This is a genomic window from Microcoleus sp. PH2017_05_CCC_O_A (assembly GCF_020738785.1).
Lineage (GTDB): Bacteria > Cyanobacteriota > Cyanobacteriia > Cyanobacteriales > Microcoleaceae > Microcoleus.
Genome location: NZ_JAEQCB010000006.1, coordinates 1 through 25693 on the forward strand (window position 1 = coordinate 1; position 25693 = coordinate 25693).

The window sequence follows — 25693 nt, forward strand, 5'->3', positions numbered from 1 at the left end:
AACTACGTACCTTAAGAGCGCTGAAGCGCAACTACGTACCTTAAGAGCGCTGAAGCGCAACTACGTACCTTAAGAGCGCTGAAGCGCAACTACGTACCTGTAGCTTTACTTATTCTTATTGAACGACTGTTTGCCAAACCCAAGACAAAGCAATCGATCGCCCTCAGCGACATTTGGGTCATTCTGTAAATAATCCCCCAACCACTCGCAACTCCGAGCAATAATATTATTTAGCTCCAAATTCTCCACAGGTAACAGAATTACAGTCCGATCCCTGCTAGCAAAACCCAGAGTTTTGCTGTCAGAACTAAAAGTAACGCTCAACACCCGATCGCTCGATTCCAAAGTCTTCGATAGCAGCGCCTTCTTGCCGTCAAAATTCCACAGCTTAACAGTATTTCCCGCACTCGCTGCCGCAATCAATTTGCCGTCTGCGCTGAAACTCACGCTTTCCACAGTATCGCTGTGGTTGAGTTTTTCAGTTAAATTAGCTGTCTTACCATCAAAAGCCCACAAGTAAACTTTTTTGTCAGCACAACCAGCAGCAATAGTCTTACCATCTGGACTGAAACTGACATTTCTTACACTGTCTGCGTGATCGAGAGATTTCAGCATCTTCGCCGATGTACCGTTAAATTGCCAGAGGTAAACTCTCTTTTCTCCAGCCATTTCAGCATCATTTTGTGTTTCACTTGCTTTATTCTCAGCAGCGGTAGCAGTAGCAATTGTTTTGCCGTCAGGGCTGAAACTAACGCTAATTACTGGATTGCTGTGATCGAGTTTTGCAAGCATTGTTGCTTTAGTACCGTTCCAGCGCCAGAGATACAATTTGCGATCGGCACTGGCGGCGGCAATTATCTTGCCATCTGGACTAAAACTCACGCTTCTCACAAGGCCACTATGACGCAGGGTATCTAACAGTTTCCCGTTTAAACTCCAGACTTTCACGGTTTTGTCATCGCTGGCAGAAGCCACAGTTTTATTGTCTGGCGAAAAGCTCGTCCAGGTAACAGAATCCTTGTGGTCTGTTAAGGTTTTGATTAAACTCCCATCAGGGCGCCAAAGTCTTACCGTATTATCGCCACTAGCAGATGCAATTGTTTTGCCGTCCCCACTAAAACTGACTTTATAAACCCAATCTCCATGCCCGGATAAAATCTTATTCAACGGAGTGCTGTTTGGTTGCCAAAGTTTCACCATCTTGTCCTTGCTGGCGGAAGCAATCGTGCCGTCGCTGCTGAAAGTTACGGCCCTCACGTCGTCTTGATGTCCTCGAAAAGTGTTGAGCAAATTGCCGCTGCGACTCCAAATTTTTACGGTATCGTCGGCGCTGCCTGTAACTATCTTTTCGCCGTCGCGACTGAAACTCGCGCTGACAACTCCGTCGTTGTGTCCTTTGAGAGTTTTGATTTCCTCACCCTTTCGATTCCAAATTTTGGCTGTGGTGTCGGCACTGGCTGAGACGATTTGTTGGCTGTCGGGACTGAACTTCACGCTGTAAACAATGTCAGAATGTTTGGTTAATGTTTTGGGATTAATTTGAAATTTCTGGGTTTTACCTTTGCGATTCCAAAGTTTGATAGTTTTGTCAACACTTGCGGTCGCAATTGTTTTGCCGTCGGGGCTGAAACTGACGCCGAGCACCCAGTCTTTGTGTTTGGTTAAGGTTTGCAGCAATTTTTTTGTTTCCAGGTTCCAGATTTTGACGGTGTTGTCGTGACTCCCGGAAGCTAGGGTTTTGCCGTCGGGGCTGAAACTGACGCTGGTAACAATTTTGGTGTGGCCGGATAAAGTTACGATCGCACTTTTGTCGTTATCCACTTGCCAAATTTTAATTGTGCGATCGGCGCCACCAGTTGCGATCGTTTTCCCATCCGGGCTAAAACTAACACTCGTCACGCTATCGCCGTGCTTGAAAGTCTTTAATAACTTACCTTCTTTGCTCCACAATTTAACCGTTTTGTCAGCACTTGCCGAAGCAACTGAATTGCCATCTGGACTCACACTCACATCCAAAACAAACTTGCTGTGCTGCTCAAAACGGTTGCGTTCTTGCACCCCCGAAACTGCTTGTCTGAGCCTCTCAGCAATCTTATTTTTAGTATCCACAGGCAGCGCCGTACTTTTCAGAGAATCGCGACCGATTTTGATACTATTTTCCAACACTCCTAATTGATTTTTTTCATTAGAAAGCACCAAAGCCTCCGATGCGGAATTTAGGGCATCAGTCCGACTTGTTTCTGCTTCTTGCCGCGCGCTTTCTGCTAATTTTGCTTGCTCGAATCCTATCCAAGAAACACCTCCGAGTACCAGCACTCCTAGAATCGCCGCCCGCAATTGCCATCTCCGAGTTTGATAAAGTTGAGCTTCCGCTTGGTGCTGTTTGTCTCTAGCTAAGCGCTGGTTGTCTCTAGCTTCCGACAGCAAAGCATCTCGCTCTCTGTCTTTACGAATTTGTTCAATTTCATCTCGGTTAATTTGGTTTTGCTTGCGTAGTTCCTCAAATTCTGCTTTTTTATCTAATTCCTGCTGCTGGCGGATGAAGCTAACTAGATAGTCGTGAACGAGCTGATAAAGCTCTGCCGGCAGTTCAGTCCACCGAAAAACTAAACCGGATTTGACTAACAGTTCTAAGACTAAATCTAATTTATCAGTGGCTGCAAATATCGCTAGATCGGAGGCTAATTCGGCGCGGGTTTTCAGGGGTCGAATCTCATCTTCATCTGTGAGAAAATACAATATTCGGCGAGCAGCCCCTTCATTTTCTGGCCCGCAATCTTTGATGACTTCTTCGAGAAATCTTTCGACTAATTTTTGTTGGGGACTGTTGCCCAGTTCCTGATATTGAGTTAAAGTTCTAATGTCCTCTTGTTGGAGTTGAGCGCCCACAAGTTGCAGTTCGATCGGGCGGACTTCTCCCAATTCTCCAGCTAAATCTTTGACTAATTCTTCGATCAGCTCCGGTTCTAAGTAAAACTGCGATCGTTCAGTTAAAGTGCGAATTACCGCTCGCGCATCGCCCTGGGAAAAATTACCCAAATAAAACAGAATATCTTTGCTGAGAACGTCCGCCAAAATATCATTGTTGATAAATTTTGTTGGGTTTTTGGGTCGGGAAAATTCCAGCAAATAGTGCAGGTAATCTTCCCGCAAAGACAGGACGACTTTTAAATACTTGATTGTCAAGCATTCCCGCAAAAAATCAAAGAATATCTGTCTTTCCGCAGGCTCTTTCCACACGAAAAAGAATTCTTCAAATTGGTCAAATATCAGAACAGTTACTAGATGTTCTGAGTTTGTTTGCAACTCTTTGATGATTTTCTCATATTCGATCGCCTGTTTTTCGACAATTACTTCTACAGGCTGTGACTGCTCAATCCGATCCTGATTTACTCCAACCGAGCCGCCGTTAAATTCCTGCCGCAGATTGCCGTTGGCTGCGCCTGCTGCGCTCAAATCTCCCGAAGCCGATCCCGGTACTGCATCGAAAATGTCGCGATCGAATATTTCAGCTTTCCCGGCAGATAACTGTCTGGTCAATTCCCGCGGCCAGTTGTTGTAAACTTGCAGCACTACAGGCAAAACAGTCCGCATTTCGATCTTTTTTTGCTTGAGAGCCGGCACTAATCCCCCGGTGACAATTGAACTTTTGCCAACTCCAGACTGACCGTAAATTACTGTCAGTTTGTCCGGGGTATTGTTCATCCTATATATCAAGCGATTGAGGTCTGCTTCTCTACCGGAAGCGGTAATTTCGTCAGCAATAGTAGGAGCGGCGGCAACTGTTTCGGCGGGATTAATCGCTTCTCTGTGTGGCTGCAATTTTCCGGCTCCAATAAAAGCTCGGAAGCGATACGTATGTTCTACCGCTCGATAATCTTGCTTAAGCTGAAATGCTTTGAGATATTCTCCCCGCTGAAAATAGAATCCTCGCAGCATTTCTAAAACCCGCAAATACAGTTGCGGGTTGTAGCAAGGTTCGGTTTGCGATCGAGCTAGCTCTAAATGTGCGATCGCCTCCTCAATCTCGCCCAACTCGCTCTGAGCCTCTGCTAAAATTAACAGATATAAGCCTAGATGCTGCGATGTTAGAGGCGTTGCGTGTCCCGTCGCTTCAAATTTTGAGTTGAGAGCTTGTAGGGCGACTAAAGCCCATTCTTTCGCCCCTTGCCAATTCTTTTGCTCTAAGGCTACTCTAGCCAAAAAGCCGTAATCTTGAGCCAAATTAACTGTTGAGTTTTCCATATTTTCATGTAACCTCCGAGCTTTGATAGCTAAATTCCAGAGTGCATCCCAATCTTCTAAATGCTGCAATACTTCGCCTAGTTGATTGATGAATATACCGACGAGATATGGCTGTCCCGCGCGTTCGAGAACATCAATACATTGCTGAAAATAATTTTTAGCTTCCGTCCAGTAAGGACGGTTGCCACTGCGGTGTTTTTCTGCTTGAAAACGGTAGCAAAGACCGATGTGAAATACTAGAATTCCCTCTAATACTGGTGCAGGGTGAACGGTAAATAACAAATCACTAAATTCTGTTTTGGGGCCGATAAATGCTACTTGATACTTCCAAAAACTGAGACTTTTTTGATACAATTCAAGAGCTGCATGGATGCGGTTACTAGCATATTCGTCTCGGGCGCGAATAAATTGCAAGCTTGCTTCAATAGCTGGTTCTAACCTGATGTTGCAAGTTTGCAAGTCTTGTCTCGCCGACTCTAATTCAGCTAAAGAATTGGCTCCGAGAATGGCAGAGTTACTTAAACGCCATTTGCCGCTTTCTAAAATCTTAGCAAAAATGCGATCGCAACTTTTGCCCAAAAAATCCACCAACTCGTCTGGGCCCAGCACAAATTCAACACTTGTCGTCCAAGTCTCGATATCTGTGACTAACCGAATCAGTTTTTTTAAGATTTTGTCTGTCACCCACAGCACCACTGGGAAGGGAAAATTATTGCGAAATTCTTCCCTGACGTAGTTGGTAGATGTCAGTACGCGATCGATCGCACTTACCGACTCCAATCCAAACACCATTAAAGCTTGAGGCTGGCTGCCTTCAAGTTCGGTTTCTATCGTCGTGTACAGAGTTTTAACAGATTTCGGGAGGACAATTTCTCGAATCTCGACACCAGACTGCTGCCGCAATTGCCGTACAGTTTGTTCTCGCATCGCACTGTAATTGCACCGCACCAAAATCAGCGAAAATTGCCCCTGAGACATTGAAAGAGTCCGGGAGAGAGTTTGCAGCGCACTTTTATTTTGCTCTGCTGCGGTGTCTTGGTGGCAGTGCGAATTAACCATAATATTTGAAAATCCTGATAGATATAGATGCTTTCAGTTGACAGTTGATAGTTGACAGTTGACAGTTGACAGTTGACAGTTGACTGTTGATACCAATTTAATGTGAAGTTGCATATATCTCGATCCCCCTAAATCCCCCTTAAGAAGGGGGACTTTGAGGATATTTCTTGTCCCCCCCCCTTATTAAGGGGGGTTAGGGGGGATCGGATTCGGGAGTAGCCTCTAACATCACAATTATTCAGAGTTCTATTCTCTCTCTGTGTCCTCTGTGTTCTCTGCGGTTAAATCATTCCTATGCAACGGTCAACGATATAATAAATATAGCCTTTCTCAAAAAGATGAGGTATGCCTGACAGCTTATATAACCAATTAAACTCTTAGGGCTAAAGCCCAACAACGTACCTTGTTTTTAGCTGCCCGTACCTCAGCTCTGAAACTGTCCGATTATATTAGCCGATCGCCCTTAAAACATACCCGAAGAAATACATACTCTGTTATTATCATAATCTCAGGAAAATCAACCGGATTTTACTGATTTTTTTTACCCTCGGTGGCTCACATTCTCCCGAGCAAAAAAGTCGTGAAGCGTAGCTATCCCGTAGGGAATCGCCAAAAATCCCACAAATCTGATGCAGTTATTCGCAAACGGCTGAAATCTTGCATTCCCTGCTTTGCTGGCCCCTCGCCGCACTGAGATAAACTACGGGCGGCGGTTCCTCAATGACAACTTGCACATTTTCGATCGCATTTTCGATCAGAATTTTATCAATCTCCATATCTAAATTAGTAGCTGAAAAATCAGGTCGATCCCAATCTTCGCTTTCTTCAATGAGGATTGTTGTGGTTGGTGCCGCCATCTCTAAATCAAGCTCATCACCTAAATTAGAAACTTGCTTGTTTGGCTCGATTTTCTGACCGGTATCAGTAGCTAAAACTTGAGTGTTATTGGCAATTAGTACGATCGGCAGTGCTACCATTGCACTTATCGTTTGTCGCGCCGTGCTTTTCCTCATAATCTCCTCCTAGTATCAACTAAATTTTGGTGCTGCTATAAATTTAAACATCGGCCGCTACTTGACTGCGCTGCTATTATTTAATCGTCGCTTATTTTCGAGAAAATATACCCGATATGTGACACTTCGGGGCAAGTTTGCCTGACGGAGGGTATCCGGCTAACTCTTCCCGTTTCTATTGATTACTTGAAAACTCTTAAACAATCAGGTTTTCCTGTAAGTAATTTTGGAAATGAGGGTAAATAGGTACGTAGTTGGGCTTTAGCCCTCTTGGGACATATAGCCTTTCTCTAAAAGGTTCGCGGAGCAATTTTGTGAGAAAAAGCTTGACATCGTAAGGGTTGCAGCATACATCGGCATACCTCATCTTTCGCTCGAAAGGCTATATATCTAAAGAGGGCTGAAGCCCAACTACGTACCTTGATTGATTGGACAGAATTCTCGTTACCAGGAAGAGTCTGGTAATGCAGAGTGGCGAGGAAGAGCCACCAGCAAAATCGAGACGGTTGCTACTTTGTCAAACCGTGTTCGAGAGCGTAGCGAACCAACTCAGTACGGCTGTTAGTACCAGTTTTGCTAAACAAACGGCTGACGTACTTTTCCACATTCCGCACGCTAGTTTCCAAGCGGCGGGCAATTTCCTTATTCATCAAACCTTGAGCAACCAAATCCAAAACACTTTGCTCTCGCGGAGTCAAATCAATTTTAACCGACGAACTACTTTGGACGATCGCACTCCGCCCGCTTAGCAAAGACTCAATTCTCGCCATTTGGCTGGCCAAAGCAGCAATATCAGGACTTTCAGCATTGCCGCCCGTCTCCTTAGCCGCCGCGCGGCGGGCGAGCAAATTCGTGACAATTGCCACTAACTCGTCGGGATCGAAGGGTTTAGAAAGATAAGCATCGCAGCCTGCTTGATAGCCTTGAATGCGATCGCCAGTCATCCCCTTAGCCGTCAAAAACACCACCGGCAAAGCCTTATAGCGAGGATCTTCCCGCACTTGCTTGAGAAACTGATAGCCGTCCACCTGCGGCATCATAATATCTGAAATCACCAAATCCGGATTCATCTGCTGCAAGAGTTCCCAGCCATCCCGAGCATTACTGGCAACCTCAACCGAAAAATCGCTATCTTCCAAATAAGCTTGTACTGCTTCCCGCAAGCCCGGTTCATCATCTACCAATAATAGTCTTGCTGACATATCCCTTACCCTTACGTTTTACCACTATTATCTTTTAATTTAGCCGAATTCAACTATTTTTTCACTCCATCTATAGAAGCAACTCCAAAAATTGCGATTAAACTCAAAAGTTTTGAGTTGGGTTTCGATCCAACAGACAAGATTACAAAAATAGTTAGGACTGGCTTTCCGGCCCATCCCACAACAATCATTTTTTCTGGGGCGATTCTCCAGATCGTCGTCCCACAAAAATGATTGTTGTGGGACGATGCTCAGATCGTCGCCCGAAAAATTGATCAAAAAGACTTTTACCAGAAAGAATTGGTTGAAAGCCCGATCGGGAGAAATTAAAATCAGACTATTGATTATTCCAATCCTCGGACTTAAAGGTAGAGGTCGTTCTTCAACTGTCAACTGTCAACTGTTGAAAATCTTGTCTATTCTTAAAGCCTTCCCAATTAAACTTTTGAACGATCGGTCAAAATTTCATAACCGGTATCCGTCACCAACACAGTATGCTCGAACTGAGCAGACATAGCATTGTCAACCGTTACAGCAGTCCACTTGTCAGCAAGCGTCCGAGTGTACTTAGAACCTGCATTCAAAATCGGTTCGATCGCCAATGTCATACCCGATCGCAATTTCACGTTAGGCATTTCGCGGGTGCGGAAATTGAAAACCGACGGTTCCTCGTGCAAATTGCGCCCGACACCGTGGCCTGTAAACTCCTCAACAATGCTAAAACCGTTGCTTTTGACATGATCTTCGATCGCACCAGCGAGATCGAGCAAATAAGCACCAGCCTTGACTTGTTCGATACCTTTATAGAGAGCTTCTTCTGCAACTCTAATTAATTTTGCCGATTCCGGTGTCACTTCCACAACTGCGATCGTGATGCAAGAATCGCCGTGAAAACCTTGATAATATGCTCCCGTATCTACTTTGAGAACATCTCCGGATCGAATTACTTTTTTAGGGCTGGGGATGCCGTGAACAACTTCGTTATTAATGCTAGAACAAATTGAACCAGTAAAACCGTGATAACCTTTAAAACTTGGAGTTGCACCCATTTCACGGATGCGTCTTTCGGCATAAACATCCAAATCAGCAGTAGTCATTCCCGGTTTTACAAGTTGAGAAATTTCTTTCAGAACCGTGGCGACAATTTTCGCTGCTTGCCGCATTATTTCGATTTCGCGTTCAGACTTAATTTCAATGCCTCGACGCTGTTTTGTGACTTGGGGTTCTTTAGTTGGGCCAGAAAGCAGACTGCTAAAAATATTCATGTATTGAATGTCAGGTAATTTTGTGATTTGAGGGCGGGTATAGCAGTGGACAGTTGACAGTGGACAGTTGACAGTTGCACAGTCAGGAAATCAAACCGTTGATGCTATGGGTTAGGAGGCTCTATTCATGAGGTTATTTATGTCCTCATCGCTGGGGCGATTGCTATAAAAGCAAAAAACGGCAAATATTGGGTTTTTTGGGGAAAAACGGGTTTGTTGTTCCGAGCTGTCGATCGCTTGTCCTTTAGCTAGCTTAATATTTTTCTTGGTAATCTGCACGGGAGAGGGAGAGGGGGAGAGGGGGAGAGGGGGAGAGGGGGGACAGGGGGGACAGGGGGAGAATGGGAACAATCCTCTTTTTTCCTTCTTCCCTCTTCCTTCTGACTAATGACAACTGACTAATGACTTCTTATTTATTTCCAGTTTTGCCACGAACTATTGAAGATAGAAGTACCCGGAAATGCGATCGGATTCTTATTTTGCTGCAACCGCAACTGTAACGCCTCCAAATTCGGTTCGCGGGAGGGCAATTCGTCCACCAATTCATAGGGTAAAATCCCCTTTTCTAGGGAAAAAGCAGCCGTAACTCCCGCAGCAGCCCCAGCAGACCATTCAAAGGAATGCACTCGATAAGCAGCCGCTGCCGTGTGGCTGACAGCAATACTTTTACCCGCCACTAACATATTGTCAATCTTCTGAGGAATCATTGCCCGCAGGGGAATTTGGAACGGATAAGCCGATCCTTGACCTTTGCGAGTGCCTTCGCGTTCGGTGTTTCCCGGTGCTTCTGGCGGGCTGTTGGTCATGCAGGGGTGAAAGTCGATCGCATAATGACCGATACCTACACTATCAGGATAAATCGTGGCGCGCGATCGCGATTTTGTCTCCTCAACAGACTGAATTCCCACAGCCAAAGCCGGCGCATTCAAGCCTCCCAAAGCCAGCCACAAATTGCGATACTCTTGTTCCGACAAATTCTGGCGGTAAAAATCCGTCTTAAAATCATTGCGAGACATATCAACTTCCCACACCGTAAAACCTTGAGGTTGAGTAAAAGTCGGCCGCCCAATAATCCGCCGCCCCTCCCGCATATAAGGATACTTAGAAAGTCCGTGAACCGTCCCCATGGGCGAATCCAAGCCGCTCAAAAAGCGATTGTTAGGATAAGGCTTTTTCACTCCATTACCTAATTGCGAGTCAGTGGTTCCTGCTACCAGCCAGTAGAAATATCCTTTCGCATTCTCTTCACCGCGGCGCAAAGTTTCCGCGCGCAAACCGCCCATCCAGCCGCCCGGTTGCAGTTGACCGTTTGCTGCCAATTGCGATCGAGAATAAATTAAATTATCCTCGGCAGAACCGGGACGGTAATCATTCCCCCACGTCCAGTTTTGCATGGAAATATCCCCAGGATAAATCGGGAATTGCTTCGGGTCGGCAGGGCGCGGCTCATCCGGTCTCATGCTCCTAATTTGGCGGTAGCTAAAAACTAGCGGAAAACTAGCTAATCTCGCTAATTCATAACTGTAGTAAGGAGCGTATTGTTGATAGAAAGACGGCTGTTGGTGCTGCTGCGGTTCCTTCGTTGCCTCCATGGCAAAAGTGTAGGTAAAACCTTGGGTGCAGTAAGTGTCGCCGTTGGGGCTGGCGGAGGAAGGTTCCAGAGGAGAACGCGGGTCAATTCCCAGGCGGTAGGGAACATCGGCAAGTCCGATTAATTCGCCTGTTTCAGTCGCATCTACCACGAACCAATCTGCACCTCTCGGTTGGGATTTTGACTGGTTTGGTGGTTTGGAAGTAAACCGAATAATAGTTTTGTTAAATCGCGCCGAGTTTTCGTAGCGATAGGCATCTTCGATGGTTTGAGACAGAGTTTCGGTGTTGATTGGCCCGGTATTGGGGGCTGGTTTGTGTTGAATGCCGATCGCACTTTTAATCTGTTGGCCCCCAACCGCATTCCCCGCCGAGGCCGGAGTAACTGCTAGTTCTTTAATCACCGTATTGGGAAACCATTTCAGCTTCCCTTTGCCTTTTTCTGCGGCATCTTGCAAAATGTCAGATAGAATTTTGTGGCCGTTGTAGGGCATAAAACAGGAATAGCTAACCCAACAGCCGCCGGGATTTAGTCTCCCGTAATGTTCCTTGATGCGCTGCCGCAGTTCTAGGTAGCCGCGCGGGTAAAATAAGAGCGATCGCTGAGTGTCTCTTTCATCTAGTGCGGAGGTTCCCTGGGAGGAAATTTGACCGCCCAGCCAGTCAGTAATTTCGGTGATGCAAACGGTGCGCCCCGCCAGCAAACCTTCGTAGGCGGTAGCAGCACCTGCTAGCCCGCCACCGGCTACGAGAATGTCGCAAGTTTCCTCTTTGTCGGGATTGCGAGGAAGCGCAGCCAAGGCTGGGGTAATAGCCGAGAGGGAGGTAATCAGGCTGAGGGTGAAGGTGACGAGCGATCGACCTTTGAGCGAAGAAAATAGATACCGTCGCAGTTTAATCGGAGATTGTGGAATCAATTTAGACATAAGTGAACAACACTCATCGCATCCAAATGTTTATTTTGCAGTATACTGGTATTTCGCCGTGTTGTCAGGGCAAACTTTTTTATACAAGAGGCATAAATACCATCAACAACTATATAAAAGCAGGATAAACCTTATGCTTAAAATCGTCAAATTTTTTAGATCTTTGATTCCTTTTGAGAGTTTAACAATTACGACAAGTTTAACTTTTTCGGAAGTTTTGCACAGGTTGGACGAAGTTGTCACTCCTCCCAAACTTTTTAGAGTAACTCTACCCTTCGGCCCGCCACCTGCAAAACCTTACGAAGGAACAATTTCTGGCAATACCTTCAAAATCAGTCGCATCATCACGGGCCGCAATTCATTTTTGCCAATTATCGAAGGAGATATCCATTCTCAACCGTTTGGTTGTTCCATCAAAATTAGGCTGACTTTACATAAAATAGTCCTAGCATTTATGATTCTTTGGCTGTGGACAACGGGCAGTATTGGAATGTTTGCTTTATTTGCTTGGTTAGTAGAACCCTCTGTGGGCCCAATATTTTTACCGATATTAGGAATGTTTATTTTTGCATGGCTTTTGTGTTTGATTCCTTTTAAAATAGAAGCAAAATCAGCTATAAGATTTATGTCAATTCTCTTAACATAAAGTAACTTGTTGCGGGATTTTGTGAGCTATAAAATTTAAAATAATCAGCGTCAATCCGCGTTCATCTGCGGTTAAAAATTCCAAACTTATGCGTCAAAACGAACTCAAACAAAAAATCAAACAAGGCGAAACAGTCCTCGGCTTATTTATGAACTGCGCCTATCCCGCATTCATGGAAATCTGCGGTCATGCTGGATTTGATTTCGCCGTCATCGACATGGAACACGGCCCCCTGCACCCGCTAGCGGCTGAAGATTTGTGCCGCGCCGCCGACTGCGTCGGAATTGCACCCATCGTCCGCGTCCGCAAAAACGACGGCCCACAAATTCAACGAGCTCTCGACATCGGCAGCGCAGGGGTTCAAATACCTCAAATTGAAAGCAAAATCGATGCCGAAATCGCTGTCAAAAGCGCTAAATACAGTCCTCTGGGCGCGCGCGGCCTTTCTTTCGCTACGCGGGCCGGACGTTATACTGCTGCGGGCGTTGATATCACGGACAAACTCAATGAAGAATCCTTGGTGGTGATTCACATCGAAGGTAAAGGTGGCATCGAGAACCTGGCAGAAATTGTGACAGTCCCTCATATTGATGTGATTTTTTTGGGGCCTTACGATCTGTCACAGTCGATCGGCATTCCGGGCCAAGTTCGCGATCGGCGAGTCATCGACATGATGCAGGAAGCAGTGCAAACCATCCGCAAAGCAGGTAAAGCAGCAGGTACTTTTGCCGACAACCCGGAAATCGCCAAGCAGTGGATTGATGCTGGCGTTCAGTACGTTGCAGTTGGGGTCGATGTTGCCGTCTTCCTGCGGGCTTGTCAGTCGCTAGTCAAAGCAGTGCGGAATTAATTTGCTAAGTAAATCCACTTAATTAAATGTGAAATAGCGATCGCTAAAAAGCTTGCTGTGTATGTCTTTTTACCTCTTCCCTCTTCCTTCTTCCCTCTTCCCTCTTCCCTCTTCCTTCTTCCTTCTTTACGATATCTTTGCAAATTTTGTAGTATTTTTTACGACTCATTCAAAAAACCTGAGCTAGAGTAGAAGTATAAACCTTCTTAAGGCAAAACTTAAGAGGGGAGCAAGGCTTAAAGGAGAATAATTCATGAAAACCATATTAGAATCCATTCATTTGGACTATGCTTTCATGTTTACTTTTAAGAAGGTAAACTCGATTAAGCTAGAAGGTTTCAAGCCATTTTTTAACGATATGCCTGTAGATCCTTATATTAAAGGCAAGTATCGTTCGAGAAGATTGTCGCGGTTTGTCGTGAACGGGAATGAGTTAGTTAAGTTACCTCACGGCTATTTGTTTCAAAGCAAAGAGTACAATCCGGTGGTGGGCGACATCCGGCGGGAATTTGCTGAATTGGACGATCGGCTAATTGCGCTCGATAACTTCAAACAACTGATTTTTGCTTTCTTCGATTCATGCAAAATTCACCCGGAAGCTGAAATCGGAGTGCATCAAATCAGGACGAGTTGTTCGCCGAAAAATTTCGGCAACCCCGCACCGGAAGGCATTCACCAAGACGGTACTGATTTTATCGCGATTTTCTCGGTCGATCGCACTAATATTGTGGGCGGGGAAACGCATTTGTATTTGGCGAAGAAAGAGAAGCCTGTTTTTAATAAAATTCTGCATCCGGGAGAATTGCTGTTAGTCAACGATCACGAGTTTTTTCACTTTACTACGCCGATTAAACCGGAAGTGGAAGGAGTCGGAACTAGGGATGTCTTTGTGATCACTTCTCCTAGTTTGCTTACTGATTGAGGATGAGGTATGTTGTTGCGCTTTAGCGCTAAAGCGCAACTATAGCGGTTCTCAGAAAGGTGAGGTACGTTGTTGGGCTTCAGCCCTCTTAGCGGGACTGGTTACATAACGTATCAGTCATACCTCACTTTTTGAAAAAGGCTATACCTTTGGAGCGCTGAAGCGCAACTACGTACCTTTAGAGCGCTGAAGCGCAACTACGTACCTTTGGAGCGCTGAAGCGCAACTACGTACCTAAGAGCGCTGAAGCGCAACTACGTACCTTTGGAGCGCTGAAGCGCAACTACGTACCTTTGGAGCGCTGAAGCGCAACTACGTACCTAAGAGCGCTGAAGCGCAACTACGTACCTTTGGATAGGTTTAGGAGTTATCGAAATTTGCGTTCAGACTCTAGAATTGGAACATCATTAATGCTGGCTTCACGTCTTCGCATTAACCCATTTTCGGCAAATTCCCACTGTTCGTTTCCATAGGCGCGATACCAGTAGCCTGAATCATCATGCCATTCATACTCGAAGCGGACAGAAATCCGATTATCTGTAAAACTCCACAGTTCTTTCTTTAAACGGTAATCTAATTCTTTTGCCCATTTTCGTGTTAAAAAAGCTTTGATTTGTTCCCGTCCGCTGAAGAATTCCGCGCGGTTTCTCCACTCAGAATCTTCTGTATAAGCTAGGGCTACTCGTTCGGGATCGCGGGTATTCCAGGCATCTTCGGCAGCTTGAACTTTGGCTTTTGCTGTTTCTAGCGTAAAGGGCGGTAGAGGTGGTTTGGTTTCCATAAGCTTTGTTGTTTGTGACTGGAAGGAAGTCCGCTAGACTTACGATTTGTGCGAAATAATTGGGATTGCCCTAGTATAGAACTCGAATTGCGATCGTTCCCAATCCCAAATCTAAAATCGTACTAAGTTCCTACTTTTAATTTCTGCATAGTTTTCTGAAATCTCCTCAGCAGAAATGCTAGAAACAGCCATTGAGCAAGAATTCCCAATCCCACAAAAGGTATTGCTGTTGGTTTGTAGAACTGCCAAAACCCATAGCCGAATAGCGTCCAAAGTGCGGCGGTTGCAGGAATGCGATCGGGGATGAGTTCCCAATATAGGAGCATTCCGGGAGCAAGGAGCAACCAAATGCTGAATCCACAGCTCGCCCATCCCATTGGATTGCGAACTTTCGTCGCACAAACTTGTTGCACGAAGGTGGCGGATATTAAGATCGTATTTGTCGTACACAGAACTAAAAGACCTGTTTCTACAAGTTTTTTAGTGCCGATACCTATCCAAAATAGCCAAGGTACTAACAGCGCACTTGCTACGATTAGATGGATAATAACAGCCACTAACAGAGGGCTTCGATCCGACCAAATTAAGCTTTGCCAGCCGGGAGAATCATAGCGTACCCACTCTAATAAAGCTTGGCGTTGAGGGCAGATAGCAAGCATTAAAACCAGCAGCAGCATAACGGTCAAAACGTACATCGAGATAGCTGCCAAGGTGGCGTTCTGCTCATCCACCACGCTTGTGGGTAGGAAAAAGCCTAGAGCGAGAACTTCTACACCAGCTAAAATGGCATAACTTTGCCGTTTGCCGATCGCAGTCGATCGAGGTTTGTTGAAATTCCGCAACAATATTCGCCACAGCAAAAACGCAGTAGTGCCTAACACCACTAAACTAAAAGTATGAGACACCACACCTATGTTGTTAATCGGGAGCAAAAACCACGAAACAACAGGATGTGGGTATCCGAATATTTCTGAATTCGCCAACAGCGGCCGCCATGTGATGGCGGTGTTCCAGCTCATGTACAATGGGGCGATCGCGCAACAGGCGATCGCCCCAACTCCAAAGGCTGTTGCCTGTGGTGGGTTCCCTGTTCTCTGTGTTTCACTTACCAGCCCGCAGAGCATCACTACGCTGTAGCATATAGCGCATCCAAGTGCGAGCATCAGATAGACGCTGGCAATCAGGGGCAGCGAAATCCCCGCTTGCAAGCCGGCCAAGCAGTGCAGGGGAACCATCAGCCCTAGGAAAATATACAGCAGTACGGGAACGCCCAGCATTTTACCCAGCAGAATCTGCCACGCCGGACACGGACTCAGCCGAATAAAATTCAGAGTTCCCCGTTTCTGTTCCTGTCCGATGTCGTTGACTATCCAATAACTTCCGAGGGTAAATGTTACATAGGGCAGCATCCAAGTGATGATTTGCCACAAGTCCAGCCAGCCGTCTGAAAAGAGGCGGGAATTTGGCGAGGCAATCAGCAGTAAAATAATTTGGAAGATGACCGAAAATGAGACCGCTGCAATGACTGTGTGGGGTTTGAGTCTACCGCGAAGTTCCCGCAGCAGTTGCGGGTTCCAGTTACCTAAACGATCGATCAAAACTGAGTTTGTCATCGGGGAATAGATAGATAGGATTGTTGGCTGTTTCTGTTCGCTTTGCTGTCTGTTCCTCAGTCCCGGTAAAACCAATTCAAATTTTTTCGGTACTGGAAGCGGGCGATCGCACGCTCAGTATAACTCCGAGGCCATCAGATTCGATCTCAATCCTCAGCATCCGGATCGATGCCCATTGCTCGCAGTCGATCGGCTAACTGGGCGGCTTTTCGCTCCGCTTGTTCGGCTTTTCGCTCTGCTTGTTGGGCTTTTCGCTCTGCTTGTTCGGCTCTTTGCCGTTCTTGCTCGACTCTAGCCCGCTCAATTTCAACTTGTTCGGAGCCAATTAACAGCAAATTACCCTGGGAATCCCACCACCGCAGCCAAAGCATTTCTTGATTTTGATAACTTCCCTGCCAAAGTCCCAATTCTACATCTAATACAGGAATGGGATAGTGACCGCGTTCGTTTGGCTCGATCCTGCGATAGACAAAATCTATCAGGTGATAGACTTCTAAATTGCCCGTTTTAATTTCATAAATGCCGTAGTAAGGAATGCGGATAATTCTTTCGTAAACCCAAAACTTACCCGGTTTAGTTGTAGTACCGTCAGCGGCTACAGCTAGCGGAGTGCGATCGCGCTCTTCATCTCCATTCCCGCTAGCAAACTCTAAAGCAATGAACGGAGCCATGTGTTCCCGCCAAAGTACATAAGAACGGCGATAACCGTCGATTGTTGGCGGTACGTTGGGCACATAAAACCAATCCGGTGCTTCTGCGCCTCGCTCTGGCGGGTCAGTTTCTCGCCAGTAAATTCCGCAATCTTGCCCGATCGCATATTGTCCGTCTGGATGCAGCCGCTCTACCACCGACGCGATCGAATCTGTCAGAATGATACTCTGCGGATGCTCCTGAAAATTCTTCACAAATGTACCGTCTTCCTCTGGCAGTTGGGTATGATCGGGGAATGCAGGAGGCAAACCTGTAGCAGTTATTGTCTCGTTCATCGTCGTTTCCCGTGCATTTATTGTCAATTGTAATCCGAAATTTTAGAGTCATCTAATTTGACAATTCAGCTAATATTAGCAACCGCCAGCTATTGTCATGGTAAAATTGCACGCTGCACACCCTACAGACAGATTATGTGCATCAAGGACTATTTTTCCTTCTTCCCTCTTCCTTCGAGCAACAGTCAACAGTCAACAGTCAACAGCCAACTCAGTTAATATCAAATAAAGCAAGCCAACCACAGCGGAAGCATCAACAGCAAACCGACAGAAGTGAGGGCGATACTGCTAGCTAACAAATCGCGATCGAGTTCATATATTTCTGCTAAAATTAGCACCGAAAGAGCCGTGGGCGTTCCCGACATCAACACCAAAACCAACCTCGGATCGCCGCTCAATCCGAAAAAACTAGCACCCAATCCGATCAGTACCGGCACAATTACCACTTTTAACAGCGACGGGATTAACGCTAGTTCAAAACTTTGCCATGTTTTAATAGCTCTCAGCCGGATACCAACCAACACCAAAGCACTAGCAATTACCCCTAAAACTGCCGTCTGCAATCCCGATTCTACAGTCTCAGGCAGGGGGACACTTCTGGTAAAAAAACCAATGATAAATGCCCACAGGGCGGGAACTGTTAGCACGTCCCGAAGCTGAATCCACCAGTGATTTTTTCCATCGGAATGCCCGAAATAGCTAGCAAGAAATACACCAAATCCGTAGCTTCCCATCACGTTGTTGGTGACGCTGTACAAGACGGCCCAGTTGTTGTTATCGCTGCTGATGATCGCGGGGGTGATTGCTAATCCGACAAAGCCGGTATTCCCTAACATCGCAGCTAGGATAAAACTGCCTTGGCTCGATCGCGTCAGGGAATTTATATTTAATAGAAATAAATTAACTACAGAATGTTTGCCGTCAAAATATGGCTTTTTGACGTGGCGGGTGCTCAGCCGCCGTAATAATACCCAAGTCAACCAAGCTAAACTCGTACTGACAAATAATACGAATATGGCGATCGCCGGTGTGAATCCGACAGCACCGGAAAAATCGCTCTGACGGGCTAAAACTGCAATTTGCAGGGGTATCCCAATCCAGAACAGAAAGCGGCTCAGCAGCTTAGGAAAATCAACTGGGATGTACCGAAATACCAGCAGTCCCAACCCAGTCCAGATCACTAGAGGCGTATAAGCGTGAAATAATGTCTCAATCATAAAAACTTAACTTGACAATTTGAAATGCCTCTATTGACTAATAGTAAGGCTAAAACCAGTTTGAAAAATGCGATTTGTCGTTAGCGGAACTTGCAGCTATGGGATCGCAGGATGCAGGCTGTTTCACCCTCCCGCCGGGGAACTGCGCCCCCGCAATTTCCCGCCCAAATTCCCGCAGCCAGGAGGACACAATTTTGAGAGTATCAGACATCAACGATTGCAGCATTGTACTTTCAGATACACTTTCACCAGATTTGTTTGAATTTTACAAAAGTGCGATCGTCTTAGAAGGCTCTGCTAACGAGTTATCTGGCATTTTCCGAAATTATATGCTGTGTTTTCCGGCAGTTGCGATCGCACCTCAATACAGCGAGACTAAATCTGCTGATAAGTCAACCAAAAACGCATATTAAGCGCCAACACGACGGAGGGTATCGATCAAAATTTTAGACGAAAGTTCAAACTCCCAAATTGCATCTGTGGAGTCAATCTAAAATCTAAAATCTAAAATCTAAAATCGACTAACTTGCCCTCATCAATTCAATTTCAAAGAATTAACAGGCACCTCATCCCAAGAAGTAACTGTTCGCAATGTAGCAACCCAGCCCTGCTGTTTTTGCTCTGCCGTCAAATTCTGCTCAAAAGATTCGTGGCATTGCTTGGCTTGAGTCTCATCGCCACAAGCAATGCAAGCATAAAGAATACCCGACGGATCGATTTGCTCGTTTACCCAAATAATCACGATCTACTCTCTCAGTCAAAATCTACTGTCACTTAAATTTTCCTATATTTTTGCCAATTATTTACTAGGATTTACCCAACCCAAAATTGACCCACGAGGTGCCCAGAAACCGGGTTTTTCGGGAAAAGACGGGTTACAGACGGCAGATTCAGCAAAAAGCCCGGTTTCTGAGAGTCGTTTTTGAGAGTCCCAGTGCGATCGCCAACTGATAAAATCACTTCGAGGCCAAACTCGCCAAAGACTCCCCCGCCACCCGGCAAATCCGCCAGTCGGGCATCACATCAGCACCGATACCCTTGTAAAATCCGATCGCCAATTCATTCCAATCAAGCACACTCCACTCCAAGCGCCCGCAGCCCCTTTCCACCGTCAACCGCGCCAAATAAACAATCAAAGACTTGCCAATTCCCCGCCCGCGAAACTCAGGGATCACAAACAAATCCTCCAAATAAATCCCCGGCTGAGTCAAAAAAGTAGAATAATTGTAAAAAAATAGCGCCCAGCCGACAATCCGACCTTCGGATTCTGCTAGAATCGCTTCAGCAAAAGGGCGATCGGCAAACAAATGATTTTCCAAATCTACCGCATTACCTGTTACCGCATCAGATAACTTTTCGTACTCAGCTAAAGCCTTAATCAAATCAAACAGCACCGGCACATCGGCGCGGGTAGCTGGACGCAAAATCACCTCATCAGACATAAATCAATCAGTAGTAAGCGACAATCAACAATTTAAAATACCACATCAAGATATTTTTAATTCTACTCGTTACCAGGCTCCTGCCTAGTAACGCAGATCTGGAGGCTCTGCCTCCTTTTTTCCCAGCCGAGGCAGAGCCTCTGAATATCTGTTCCAAGGCTCTGCCTTGGGGGAGGATCTCAGTTTTGCATTTAATAGTGCGAGCGGGGGCGATCGCGTATTATACGATACGCGAGCGGGGGCGATCGCGTATTATACGATACGCGAGCGGGGGCGATCGCACTATAAGAAAAAAATGCTTTTTACAAAAATAAGATGCTCCCCTGCCTTGGAACCAGTTAAACCAATTAAACCCGCCTCCGCGGGTTTTGTTTGTATAGACGCGAATTTCATTCGCCGTCCAATATTTAAGACTTTTCACAATGCAAACTCAATGTTTTGAAGCTTATTTCAACCAGCCCTTCAACCGTTCCGTCACCTGAGGGCGGCGCAGCTTTCGCATAGCCTTATTTTGAATTTGACGGACTCGTTCGCGGGACAGATTGAACAAACTACTGACTTCTTCTAAAGTGTAAGGTTCGCCAGTTATCAAACCGTAACGCATAGCAACAATCTCTTTTTCCCGCTCAGTCAAAATATTATCCAACACCTCCAAAATATCTTGGCGCATCATCATCTCATTCATCTGAGCTTCGGGAGATTGCGTTGCATTATCTTCAATAACATCCAAAAGTTCCGAACTTTCTTCCGTGCCGATGCGGTGGTTGAGAGACAAAGATTGGCGGCGCACTTGCTGGAGGTAACGAAGCTGTTCGGAAGTAACTTCCATTTCTTTAGCAAGTTCAAGTTCAGTGGGATTGCGTTGAAGAGAACGCCTCAAATCCCGATAAACTCTTTTGAGTTTATTTAACTGTTCGACAATGTGAACCGGCAACCGAATTGTCCGCCCTTGATTGGCAATTGTGCGGGTAATTCCTTGGCGAATCCACCAATAGGCATAGGTAGAAAATTTATAACCCTTCTCAGGATCGAACTTTTCGGCGGCTCGGTTCAAACCCAAAGATCCTTCCTGAATTAAATCAAGAAAAGGCACGCCCCGGTTGAGATAGCGTTTGGCAATCGAAACCACCAAGCGCAAATTAGAGCTGATCATTTTCCGTTTCGCCGACTGACACTGGTAGCGGATCTGTTGCAGTTGAGTTTCGCTCACCCCCAAAGCCGTGGCTAGTTCAGCTTTTGTGGGCACTCTGTCCAATTCCTGCTTTAAACGCTCTTCTAGTTCCTGAAGGGCTACCAATTCTTGAACGCGGCGCGCCAACTCTACCTCTTCGGTGGCAGTCAGTAGGGGATAGCGAGCCATTTCTTTGAACAAAGCTCCCACGGGATCGTCGGCAGACCAACTGTTGTATGCTGACGATCTACTTACCGTCGGACGATCGATCTCGGTGTCCTCATCCTCTGCGATTTCGAGTGAGGCTTCGGATGCCACCGCAAAACTGCCTAAGTCAGATTTTGCCATATTTGCTTGGTGTCCGTGGGATGATTTGAAAAGTATCCCTTCACTGTAACGAATTTAATCAGAAATTTCCGAAATCCATATAGAAGTTGCTGACTAATATCTGATTGCGCTAATTTTATACATTTTTATTGAGTTCGAGCCAGTAAAGGAGCAGCCTGCAATAACTCCTGAGTATAAGGGTGCTGCGGATTAGTAAAAATATCCCTAGTTTTCCCGATTTCCACAATTTTTCCCGAATTCATTACCGCAATGCGATCGCAAAAAAATCTCGCCACCCACAAATCGTGGGTAATAAACAGATAAGTCAAATTAAATTCCTGCTTCAACTCCAACATCAGCTCTAATACTTGAGTCTGTACGCTAGCATCCAGCATACTCACAGGTTCGTCGCAAATAATCAGTTGCGGCCGAGTAATCAAAGCTCTGGCGATGGAAACCCGCTGCTGTTGTCCCCCCGACAGTTCCCCCGGATAGCGGCGAAAGAAATCCTCCCCAGGAGTCAAACCCACCCGCTCTAACATTTGGATTACTTGTTTTTTAGCTTCCTCTCCATTAGCTAATTTGTGAATCAACAAAGGATCGGCAATACTTTGCCCGACAGTCATCATTGGATTCAAGCAAGCGTGAGGATCTTGAAATACCATTTGCATTTGGCGGCGGTGTTTCCTGACAGCATCGCGGCTCAAGGCAGTGATATCTATGCCTTGAAATTCCACTTTCCCACCTGTCGGGGGAATCAGTCGCAAAATTGTGCGCGATAACGTACTTTTGCCGCAGCCGGACTCCCCTACAAGCCCGAGGATTTCTCCCCGCTCCAGCTCTAAACTAACGCCGTCTACGGCTTTAATTACCTGGCGGTTCCTCGAAAATAACTGGTCTAATAAATTGCTTTCTAAACTGTAGTGCTGCTGTAAATTCGTCACAGTCAACAGAGGTGAATTTGTTAAGTTTGTAGTGAGGACTTCAGTCCTTCTTTCCTCCGATGTTAACCCTTTACCCGAATCAGCTTGAATGTGCAAAGCTGCTTTCAGGAGCGATCGAGTATATTCGTGTTGCGGCCGTTCAAAAACATCCAGCACTGGCCCCGTTTCCACGACTTTGCCGCCGTACATCACCGCAATGCGATCGCAATACTCAGCCACCATCGCCAAATCGTGAGAAATCAATAAAATCGCCGTTCCTCTTGAAGCGCAAAGTCGGGTTAACTCCTGCAAAATCTGAGCAGCGACAGTTACATCCAAACTCGTCGTCGGTTCATCCGCCACAATTAATTTAGGATCGAGCAAAAGAGCCAAAGCAATTGCCACTCTTTGGCGCATTCCACCGCTAAATTCGTGGGGAAATTGCGACCAGCGAGACGCCGGAATTTTCACAGCATCCAAAATCTCGATCGCCCGTTTCTTAGCTTCCTTGCGATTCAAATTCGGTCTGTGAGCCTGCAAAGTCTCAATGCAGTGTTCCCCAACAGTCATCAAAGGATCGAGACGAGTCATCGGATCTTGAAAAATCAATGCCACAGCTTCGCCCCGAAAGCGTCTGAGCCGCGAAGCATTCATCTCAAACACCGACTCTCCACCAAAACCAACCCGCCCCTCAACCAAAGTCGAATCCGGCAGCAACCGCATCGCCGCCCTACCCAAAGTTGACTTACCGCACCCAGACTCCCCAACTAATCCCAGTTTTTCCCCCGGTTCCAACGCCAGGGAAACCCCATCAACGGCCCAACCGGATTGGCCCCGCCGCTGAGGATAAGCTACTCGCAGATTTTCAACCGAAAATAGAGAAGAGTCATTAGTCATTAGTCCTTAGTCCTTAGTCCTTAGTTATTGGTTATTGGTTATTGGTTATTGGTTATTGGTTATTGGTTATTGGTTATTGGTTATTGGTTGTTAATTATTAGTTGTTAGTTATTAGTTGTTAGTTATTGGTTATTGGTCATATCATGTCCCGTCATATAATCCTAAATCGTTCGTAGTGAGGACGGCGAGTCATCAATCGGGGTGACGGGATAAATTTCATCCTTACTACAAACAATTTTATTAATGACAATCGACCAGACATGATAGCAGTTAATTATTAGTTGTCAGTTAGTTGTCAGTTGTTAGTCAGTATTTGATAACTAATGACCACAGCCAACTGCCAACTGCCAACTGCCAACTGCCAACTGCCAACTGCCAACTGCCAACTGCCAACTGCCAACTGCCAACTGCCAACTGCCAACTGCCAACTGCTGCCAACTGCCAACTGACTAAATTTCCTTTCGTTTCAACTCAGCTCTCCGCAATATGTAAGTAGCCGCACAATCAGCATGGGGATGGTCTGCTAAAACTTCCGCTAGTTCCAACACATATCCGGCGATATCCGGGCCCAGCTTCTCAGTCAGCACCTGACGTTCCCGAGCAGCGAGTTCTTGCACGCGGGCCTTAGCTTGCCAGTTGGGAGAAAACATCTTGTCAATCTCGGTGTGGAATCCCAGACTTTCGAGAATATCCCACTCGCCGTTATCGCACCAAATTCCTCCGCACAGCATACAGCGCTCTATGTAAAAGGGCACTCTGCTAAACGGAACCTTTGCCCGCGACAGATAGTGACCGTCTTCGGGACACAGTGCTGCTTTGCTGTCGTAGGGAGACGGCGTGAATTCTATGCCGAGAGTGCCAGTCGGCTGAGGCTTCTCGGATTTGTTGTACCAGAGGCTGTGTTCTTTCTGCCAAGCTTCGTATTCTTTGCCCGGAATCCAGATACCGTAACAGTTGGGACACCACTGCACCGACATACTGCCGGCTAAGGTGCCACCGTCTAAGTTGGGATGCTTGCATTTTGGACATTCCACCGCTTTATTTCTCCTTGCCTTATCTATATTCCCTGTTAATTCAGATACATTTAACCCGGTAAATCTAGGAATCCACCCAAATCTACTGTGTATGGCATAATCTGGAAAGCTTGCAGCTTACCAGACATGGAGGTATCCCTCAAAGCTTTCAACAGAATATTGAAAGCGCCGTTTAAATCCCTGTCCAGAGTGTGTCCGCATTCGGGACATTTAAACGTTTTTAAGCCGCCCAACTTGCTATGGATATGACCGCATTTTGAACAAGTCTTACTGGTGTACTCTTCTGTCACGTCTACTACAACACAACCGTACTTGGATGCTTGATGCTTCAACGTTTGTTTAAAACGATAATGACTCAAAGTCACCATCGCTCTAGCTGTCTTCGTGGCAAGTTTTCGCTTACCCTTTTTTACCATTTGCTGCGTTTCAAATGTTGGCAAGAAAATTAACTTATACTTGCTAACTAGGTAATTAGCCGCCTTATTGTGCAATTCCGAAACTAAGTTCTTAATCTTAACACGAATCCTTGCTGCTACTTTTCTCAATCGATACCGCAGCCGCTTAAACTGACTACCTTTGCTTTTTCCGAGCCGAGACATTAACTTGTCTAAATGTCTGGCTAACCGATAAATGCGACCGATATCACTTTTGCCTAATTTCAGTATATTATGACCGTCAAATCCTGTCATAAATGTTCTGATTCCCGGGTCTAAGGCAATCGCTAATTCGGATTGAGTCGGAGGCGGTGCAACAGTGTCAACCGCATAGCAGATAAACCATTGATCGTTGATAATACTAAGGGTTGGTTCGTGTTGCATTACCTCCACTATTGCTTCAGACGCTTTAAAAGACAAGCCTTTGGTTTCGCGCGGATAGAATGTGTTTGATTTCCAGTTCGCTGTTTGAAACCTAATAGTTTGAGTTGGTTCTTGACAACTTCTAAACTTGGCTGTACCTTGGGATTTACAAGCTGCTTTGTGTGCTTCGCAGGCTTGAAATACTGCTAGTTGACGCGGGTTGTATGGCTGTTGAGACACCCATTCAGGTGCTGAATCCATGATGCGTTTACGCAATTCATATTTACCGATTTTTTCATTTTTGAGAATGGCAATTGCTTGATTGTAACACCATCTGCTTGCGGCTATCCATGTCCGCCATTTCTGAGCTAGTTTTGTTTCCGGGTAGACTCTGATCTTTTTGGATAGTAGATTTGTCTTGACGCTGGGAGTAGAGTCCGCAATCGTCAGCCTGGATGATTCATAGGATATCTTCAACCATTTCTGGTTGGGGAGATAAGTCTGTTCGGCACAGAACCAGGAGTTAGCAATTTTGCTGTTGACAGATCCACTTGATAATATGGATCTGTCAACTCCTGGGCGCGAGTAGATCAAAGCGATCGACGACCACAACTGTCTCGATATCTCCTGACATGACTTGTCCCAAAAAGGCAAGAATTTCTTTGCGTGTGAAGTTGAGTCCGTATCCAATGTATTGGAATTCGTCATACACGGTGGTTTTTTATTGATTACATACTATCAATGTCTACCGCTATCTTCAAGGAATTTACAAGAAATCGTTTACTAT

21 protein-coding genes are annotated in these 25693 nt (G+C 45.9%); 4 read left to right on the forward strand and 17 right to left on the reverse strand.

Annotated elements, in window-relative coordinates:
• Positions 1–105: 105 nt before the first annotated feature.
• From JGK20_RS01610 to JGK20_RS01630, 5 genes are all read right to left on the reverse strand, one after another.
• The gene (locus JGK20_RS01610) at positions 106–5304 is read right to left on the reverse strand and encodes a hypothetical protein (RefSeq protein WP_293229028.1); all 5199 of its coding nucleotides are present in this window, start codon (positions 5302–5304) and stop codon (positions 106–108) included.
• Positions 5305–5939: 635 nt separating this feature from the next.
• Positions 5940–6317, reverse strand: coding sequence for a hypothetical protein (locus JGK20_RS01615; protein WP_293175861.1), 378 nt, complete (start codon positions 6315–6317; stop codon positions 5940–5942).
• Positions 6318–6826: 509 nt separating this feature from the next.
• Positions 6827–7519, reverse strand: a complete 693-nt coding sequence (locus JGK20_RS01620) for a response regulator transcription factor (protein WP_293155027.1) — start codon at positions 7517–7519, stop codon at positions 6827–6829.
• A gap of 437 nt (positions 7520–7956) precedes the next feature.
• Positions 7957–8784 carry a type I methionyl aminopeptidase gene (gene map / locus JGK20_RS01625; RefSeq protein ID WP_293175863.1) on the reverse strand — a complete coding sequence of 276 codons (828 nt, stop codon included), beginning with the start codon at positions 8782–8784 and terminating at the stop codon, positions 7957–7959.
• 413 nt (positions 8785–9197) lie between these two features.
• Positions 9198–11300 (reverse strand): FAD-dependent oxidoreductase, encoded by a 2103-nt coding sequence (locus JGK20_RS01630; protein WP_293229077.1) that lies wholly within the window; start codon positions 11298–11300, stop codon positions 9198–9200.
• A gap of 133 nt (positions 11301–11433) precedes the next feature.
• On the opposite strand from JGK20_RS01630, the gene JGK20_RS01635 reads away from it, so the two are divergent.
• Together JGK20_RS01635 and JGK20_RS01640 are read left to right on the forward strand one after the other, a co-directional pair.
• The gene (locus JGK20_RS01635) at positions 11434–11946 is read left to right on the forward strand and encodes a hypothetical protein (protein WP_293213743.1); all 513 of its coding nucleotides are present in this window, start codon (positions 11434–11436) and stop codon (positions 11944–11946) included.
• Positions 11947–12034: 88 nt separating this feature from the next.
• On the forward strand, positions 12035–12796 hold the full coding sequence (locus JGK20_RS01640; RefSeq protein WP_293175869.1) for an aldolase/citrate lyase family protein: 762 nt from the start codon (positions 12035–12037) through the stop codon (positions 12794–12796).
• A gap of 43 nt (positions 12797–12839) precedes the next feature.
• Here the strand turns inward: JGK20_RS01640 and JGK20_RS01645 are convergent, their stop codons facing one another.
• Entirely contained in the window at positions 12840–12965 is a 126-nt protein-coding gene (locus JGK20_RS01645) for a hypothetical protein (protein WP_293175871.1), read from the reverse strand.
• Positions 12966–13049: 84 nt separating this feature from the next.
• On the opposite strand from JGK20_RS01645, the gene JGK20_RS01650 reads away from it, so the two are divergent.
• Complete coding sequence (locus JGK20_RS01650) at positions 13050–13718, forward strand: 2OG-Fe dioxygenase family protein (protein WP_293195945.1); 669 nt, start codon at positions 13050–13052, stop codon at positions 13716–13718.
• Between the two features lie 367 nt (positions 13719–14085).
• Here the strand turns inward: JGK20_RS01650 and JGK20_RS01655 are convergent, their stop codons facing one another.
• From JGK20_RS01655 to JGK20_RS01670, 4 genes are all read right to left on the reverse strand, one after another.
• Positions 14086–14499, reverse strand: coding sequence for a nuclear transport factor 2 family protein (locus tag JGK20_RS01655; RefSeq protein WP_293175875.1), 414 nt, complete (start codon positions 14497–14499; stop codon positions 14086–14088).
• A gap of 122 nt (positions 14500–14621) precedes the next feature.
• The gene (locus tag JGK20_RS01660) at positions 14622–16112 is read right to left on the reverse strand and encodes a hypothetical protein (protein WP_293175876.1); all 1491 of its coding nucleotides are present in this window, start codon (positions 16110–16112) and stop codon (positions 14622–14624) included.
• A 146-nt stretch (positions 16113–16258) separates the two neighbouring features.
• Entirely contained in the window at positions 16259–17098 is an 840-nt protein-coding gene (locus JGK20_RS01665) for a Uma2 family endonuclease (protein ID WP_293195943.1), read from the reverse strand.
• Positions 17099–17319: 221 nt separating this feature from the next.
• A complete protein-coding gene (locus JGK20_RS01670; protein WP_293175880.1) occupies positions 17320–18315 on the reverse strand; it encodes an AEC family transporter in 996 nt (331 codons plus the stop codon).
• 98 nt (positions 18316–18413) lie between these two features.
• Between JGK20_RS01670 and JGK20_RS01675 the strand changes: the two genes are divergently transcribed.
• A complete protein-coding gene (locus JGK20_RS01675; protein ID WP_293175882.1) occupies positions 18414–18728 on the forward strand; it encodes a hypothetical protein in 315 nt (104 codons plus the stop codon).
• Between the two features lie 122 nt (positions 18729–18850).
• On the opposite strand, the gene JGK20_RS01680 is transcribed toward JGK20_RS01675, so the two are convergent.
• From JGK20_RS01680 to JGK20_RS01710, 7 genes are all read right to left on the reverse strand, one after another.
• On the reverse strand, positions 18851–19057 hold the full coding sequence (locus tag JGK20_RS01680; RefSeq protein ID WP_293175884.1) for a glycogen debranching protein: 207 nt from the start codon (positions 19055–19057) through the stop codon (positions 18851–18853).
• A gap of 214 nt (positions 19058–19271) precedes the next feature.
• Entirely contained in the window at positions 19272–19757 is a 486-nt protein-coding gene (locus JGK20_RS01685; protein ID WP_293175886.1) for a GNAT family N-acetyltransferase, read from the reverse strand.
• Between the two features lie 445 nt (positions 19758–20202).
• Complete coding sequence (locus JGK20_RS01690; protein ID WP_293175888.1) at positions 20203–21276, reverse strand: RNA polymerase sigma factor, RpoD/SigA family; 1074 nt, start codon at positions 21274–21276, stop codon at positions 20203–20205.
• A gap of 125 nt (positions 21277–21401) precedes the next feature.
• Positions 21402–23075, reverse strand: coding sequence for an ABC transporter ATP-binding protein (locus JGK20_RS01695; RefSeq protein WP_293189617.1), 1674 nt, complete (start codon positions 23073–23075; stop codon positions 21402–21404).
• Positions 23076–23370: 295 nt separating this feature from the next.
• A complete protein-coding gene (locus tag JGK20_RS01700; RefSeq protein ID WP_293229082.1) occupies positions 23371–23520 on the reverse strand; it encodes a hypothetical protein in 150 nt (49 codons plus the stop codon).
• A gap of 4 nt (positions 23521–23524) precedes the next feature.
• Complete coding sequence (locus JGK20_RS01705; RefSeq protein WP_293175894.1) at positions 23525–24109, reverse strand: zf-TFIIB domain-containing protein; 585 nt, start codon at positions 24107–24109, stop codon at positions 23525–23527.
• Between the two features lie 50 nt (positions 24110–24159).
• Positions 24160–25614 (reverse strand): transposase, encoded by a 1455-nt coding sequence (locus JGK20_RS01710; RefSeq protein ID WP_293189613.1) that lies wholly within the window; start codon positions 25612–25614, stop codon positions 24160–24162.
• Positions 25615–25693 lie beyond the last annotated feature (79 nt).

Coding starts and splice junctions, on each gene's coding strand:
- JGK20_RS01610 (WP_293229028.1), bottom strand. CDS start 5,304: ATGGTTAATTCGCACTGCCACCAAGACACCGCAGCAGAGCAAAATAAA.
- JGK20_RS01615 (WP_293175861.1), bottom strand. CDS start 6,317: ATGAGGAAAAGCACGGCGCGACAAACGATAAGTGCAATGGTAGCACTG.
- JGK20_RS01620 (WP_293155027.1), bottom strand. CDS start 7,519: ATGTCAGCAAGACTATTATTGGTAGATGATGAACCGGGCTTGCGGGAA.
- map (WP_293175863.1), bottom strand. CDS start 8,784: ATGAATATTTTTAGCAGTCTGCTTTCTGGCCCAACTAAAGAACCCCAA.
- JGK20_RS01630 (WP_293229077.1), bottom strand. CDS start 11,300: ATGTCTAAATTGATTCCACAATCTCCGATTAAACTGCGACGGTATCTA.
- JGK20_RS01635 (WP_293213743.1), top strand. CDS start 11,434: ATGCTTAAAATCGTCAAATTTTTTAGATCTTTGATTCCTTTTGAGAGT.
- JGK20_RS01640 (WP_293175869.1), top strand. CDS start 12,035: ATGCGTCAAAACGAACTCAAACAAAAAATCAAACAAGGCGAAACAGTC.
- JGK20_RS01645 (WP_293175871.1), bottom strand. CDS start 12,965: ATGAGTCGTAAAAAATACTACAAAATTTGCAAAGATATCGTAAAGAAG.
- JGK20_RS01650 (WP_293195945.1), top strand. CDS start 13,050: ATGAAAACCATATTAGAATCCATTCATTTGGACTATGCTTTCATGTTT.
- JGK20_RS01655 (WP_293175875.1), bottom strand. CDS start 14,499: ATGGAAACCAAACCACCTCTACCGCCCTTTACGCTAGAAACAGCAAAA.
- JGK20_RS01660 (WP_293175876.1), bottom strand. CDS start 16,112: ATGACAAACTCAGTTTTGATCGATCGTTTAGGTAACTGGAACCCGCAA.
- JGK20_RS01665 (WP_293195943.1), bottom strand. CDS start 17,098: ATGAACGAGACAATAACTGCTACAGGTTTGCCTCCTGCATTCCCCGAT.
- JGK20_RS01670 (WP_293175880.1), bottom strand. CDS start 18,315: ATGATTGAGACATTATTTCACGCTTATACGCCTCTAGTGATCTGGACT.
- JGK20_RS01675 (WP_293175882.1), top strand. CDS start 18,414: ATGGGATCGCAGGATGCAGGCTGTTTCACCCTCCCGCCGGGGAACTGC.
- JGK20_RS01685 (WP_293175886.1), bottom strand. CDS start 19,757: ATGTCTGATGAGGTGATTTTGCGTCCAGCTACCCGCGCCGATGTGCCG.
- JGK20_RS01690 (WP_293175888.1), bottom strand. CDS start 21,276: ATGGCAAAATCTGACTTAGGCAGTTTTGCGGTGGCATCCGAAGCCTCA.
- JGK20_RS01695 (WP_293189617.1), bottom strand. CDS start 23,075: ATGACTAATGACTCTTCTCTATTTTCGGTTGAAAATCTGCGAGTAGCT.
- JGK20_RS01710 (WP_293189613.1), bottom strand. CDS start 25,614: ATGACGAATTCCAATACATTGGATACGGACTCAACTTCACACGCAAAG.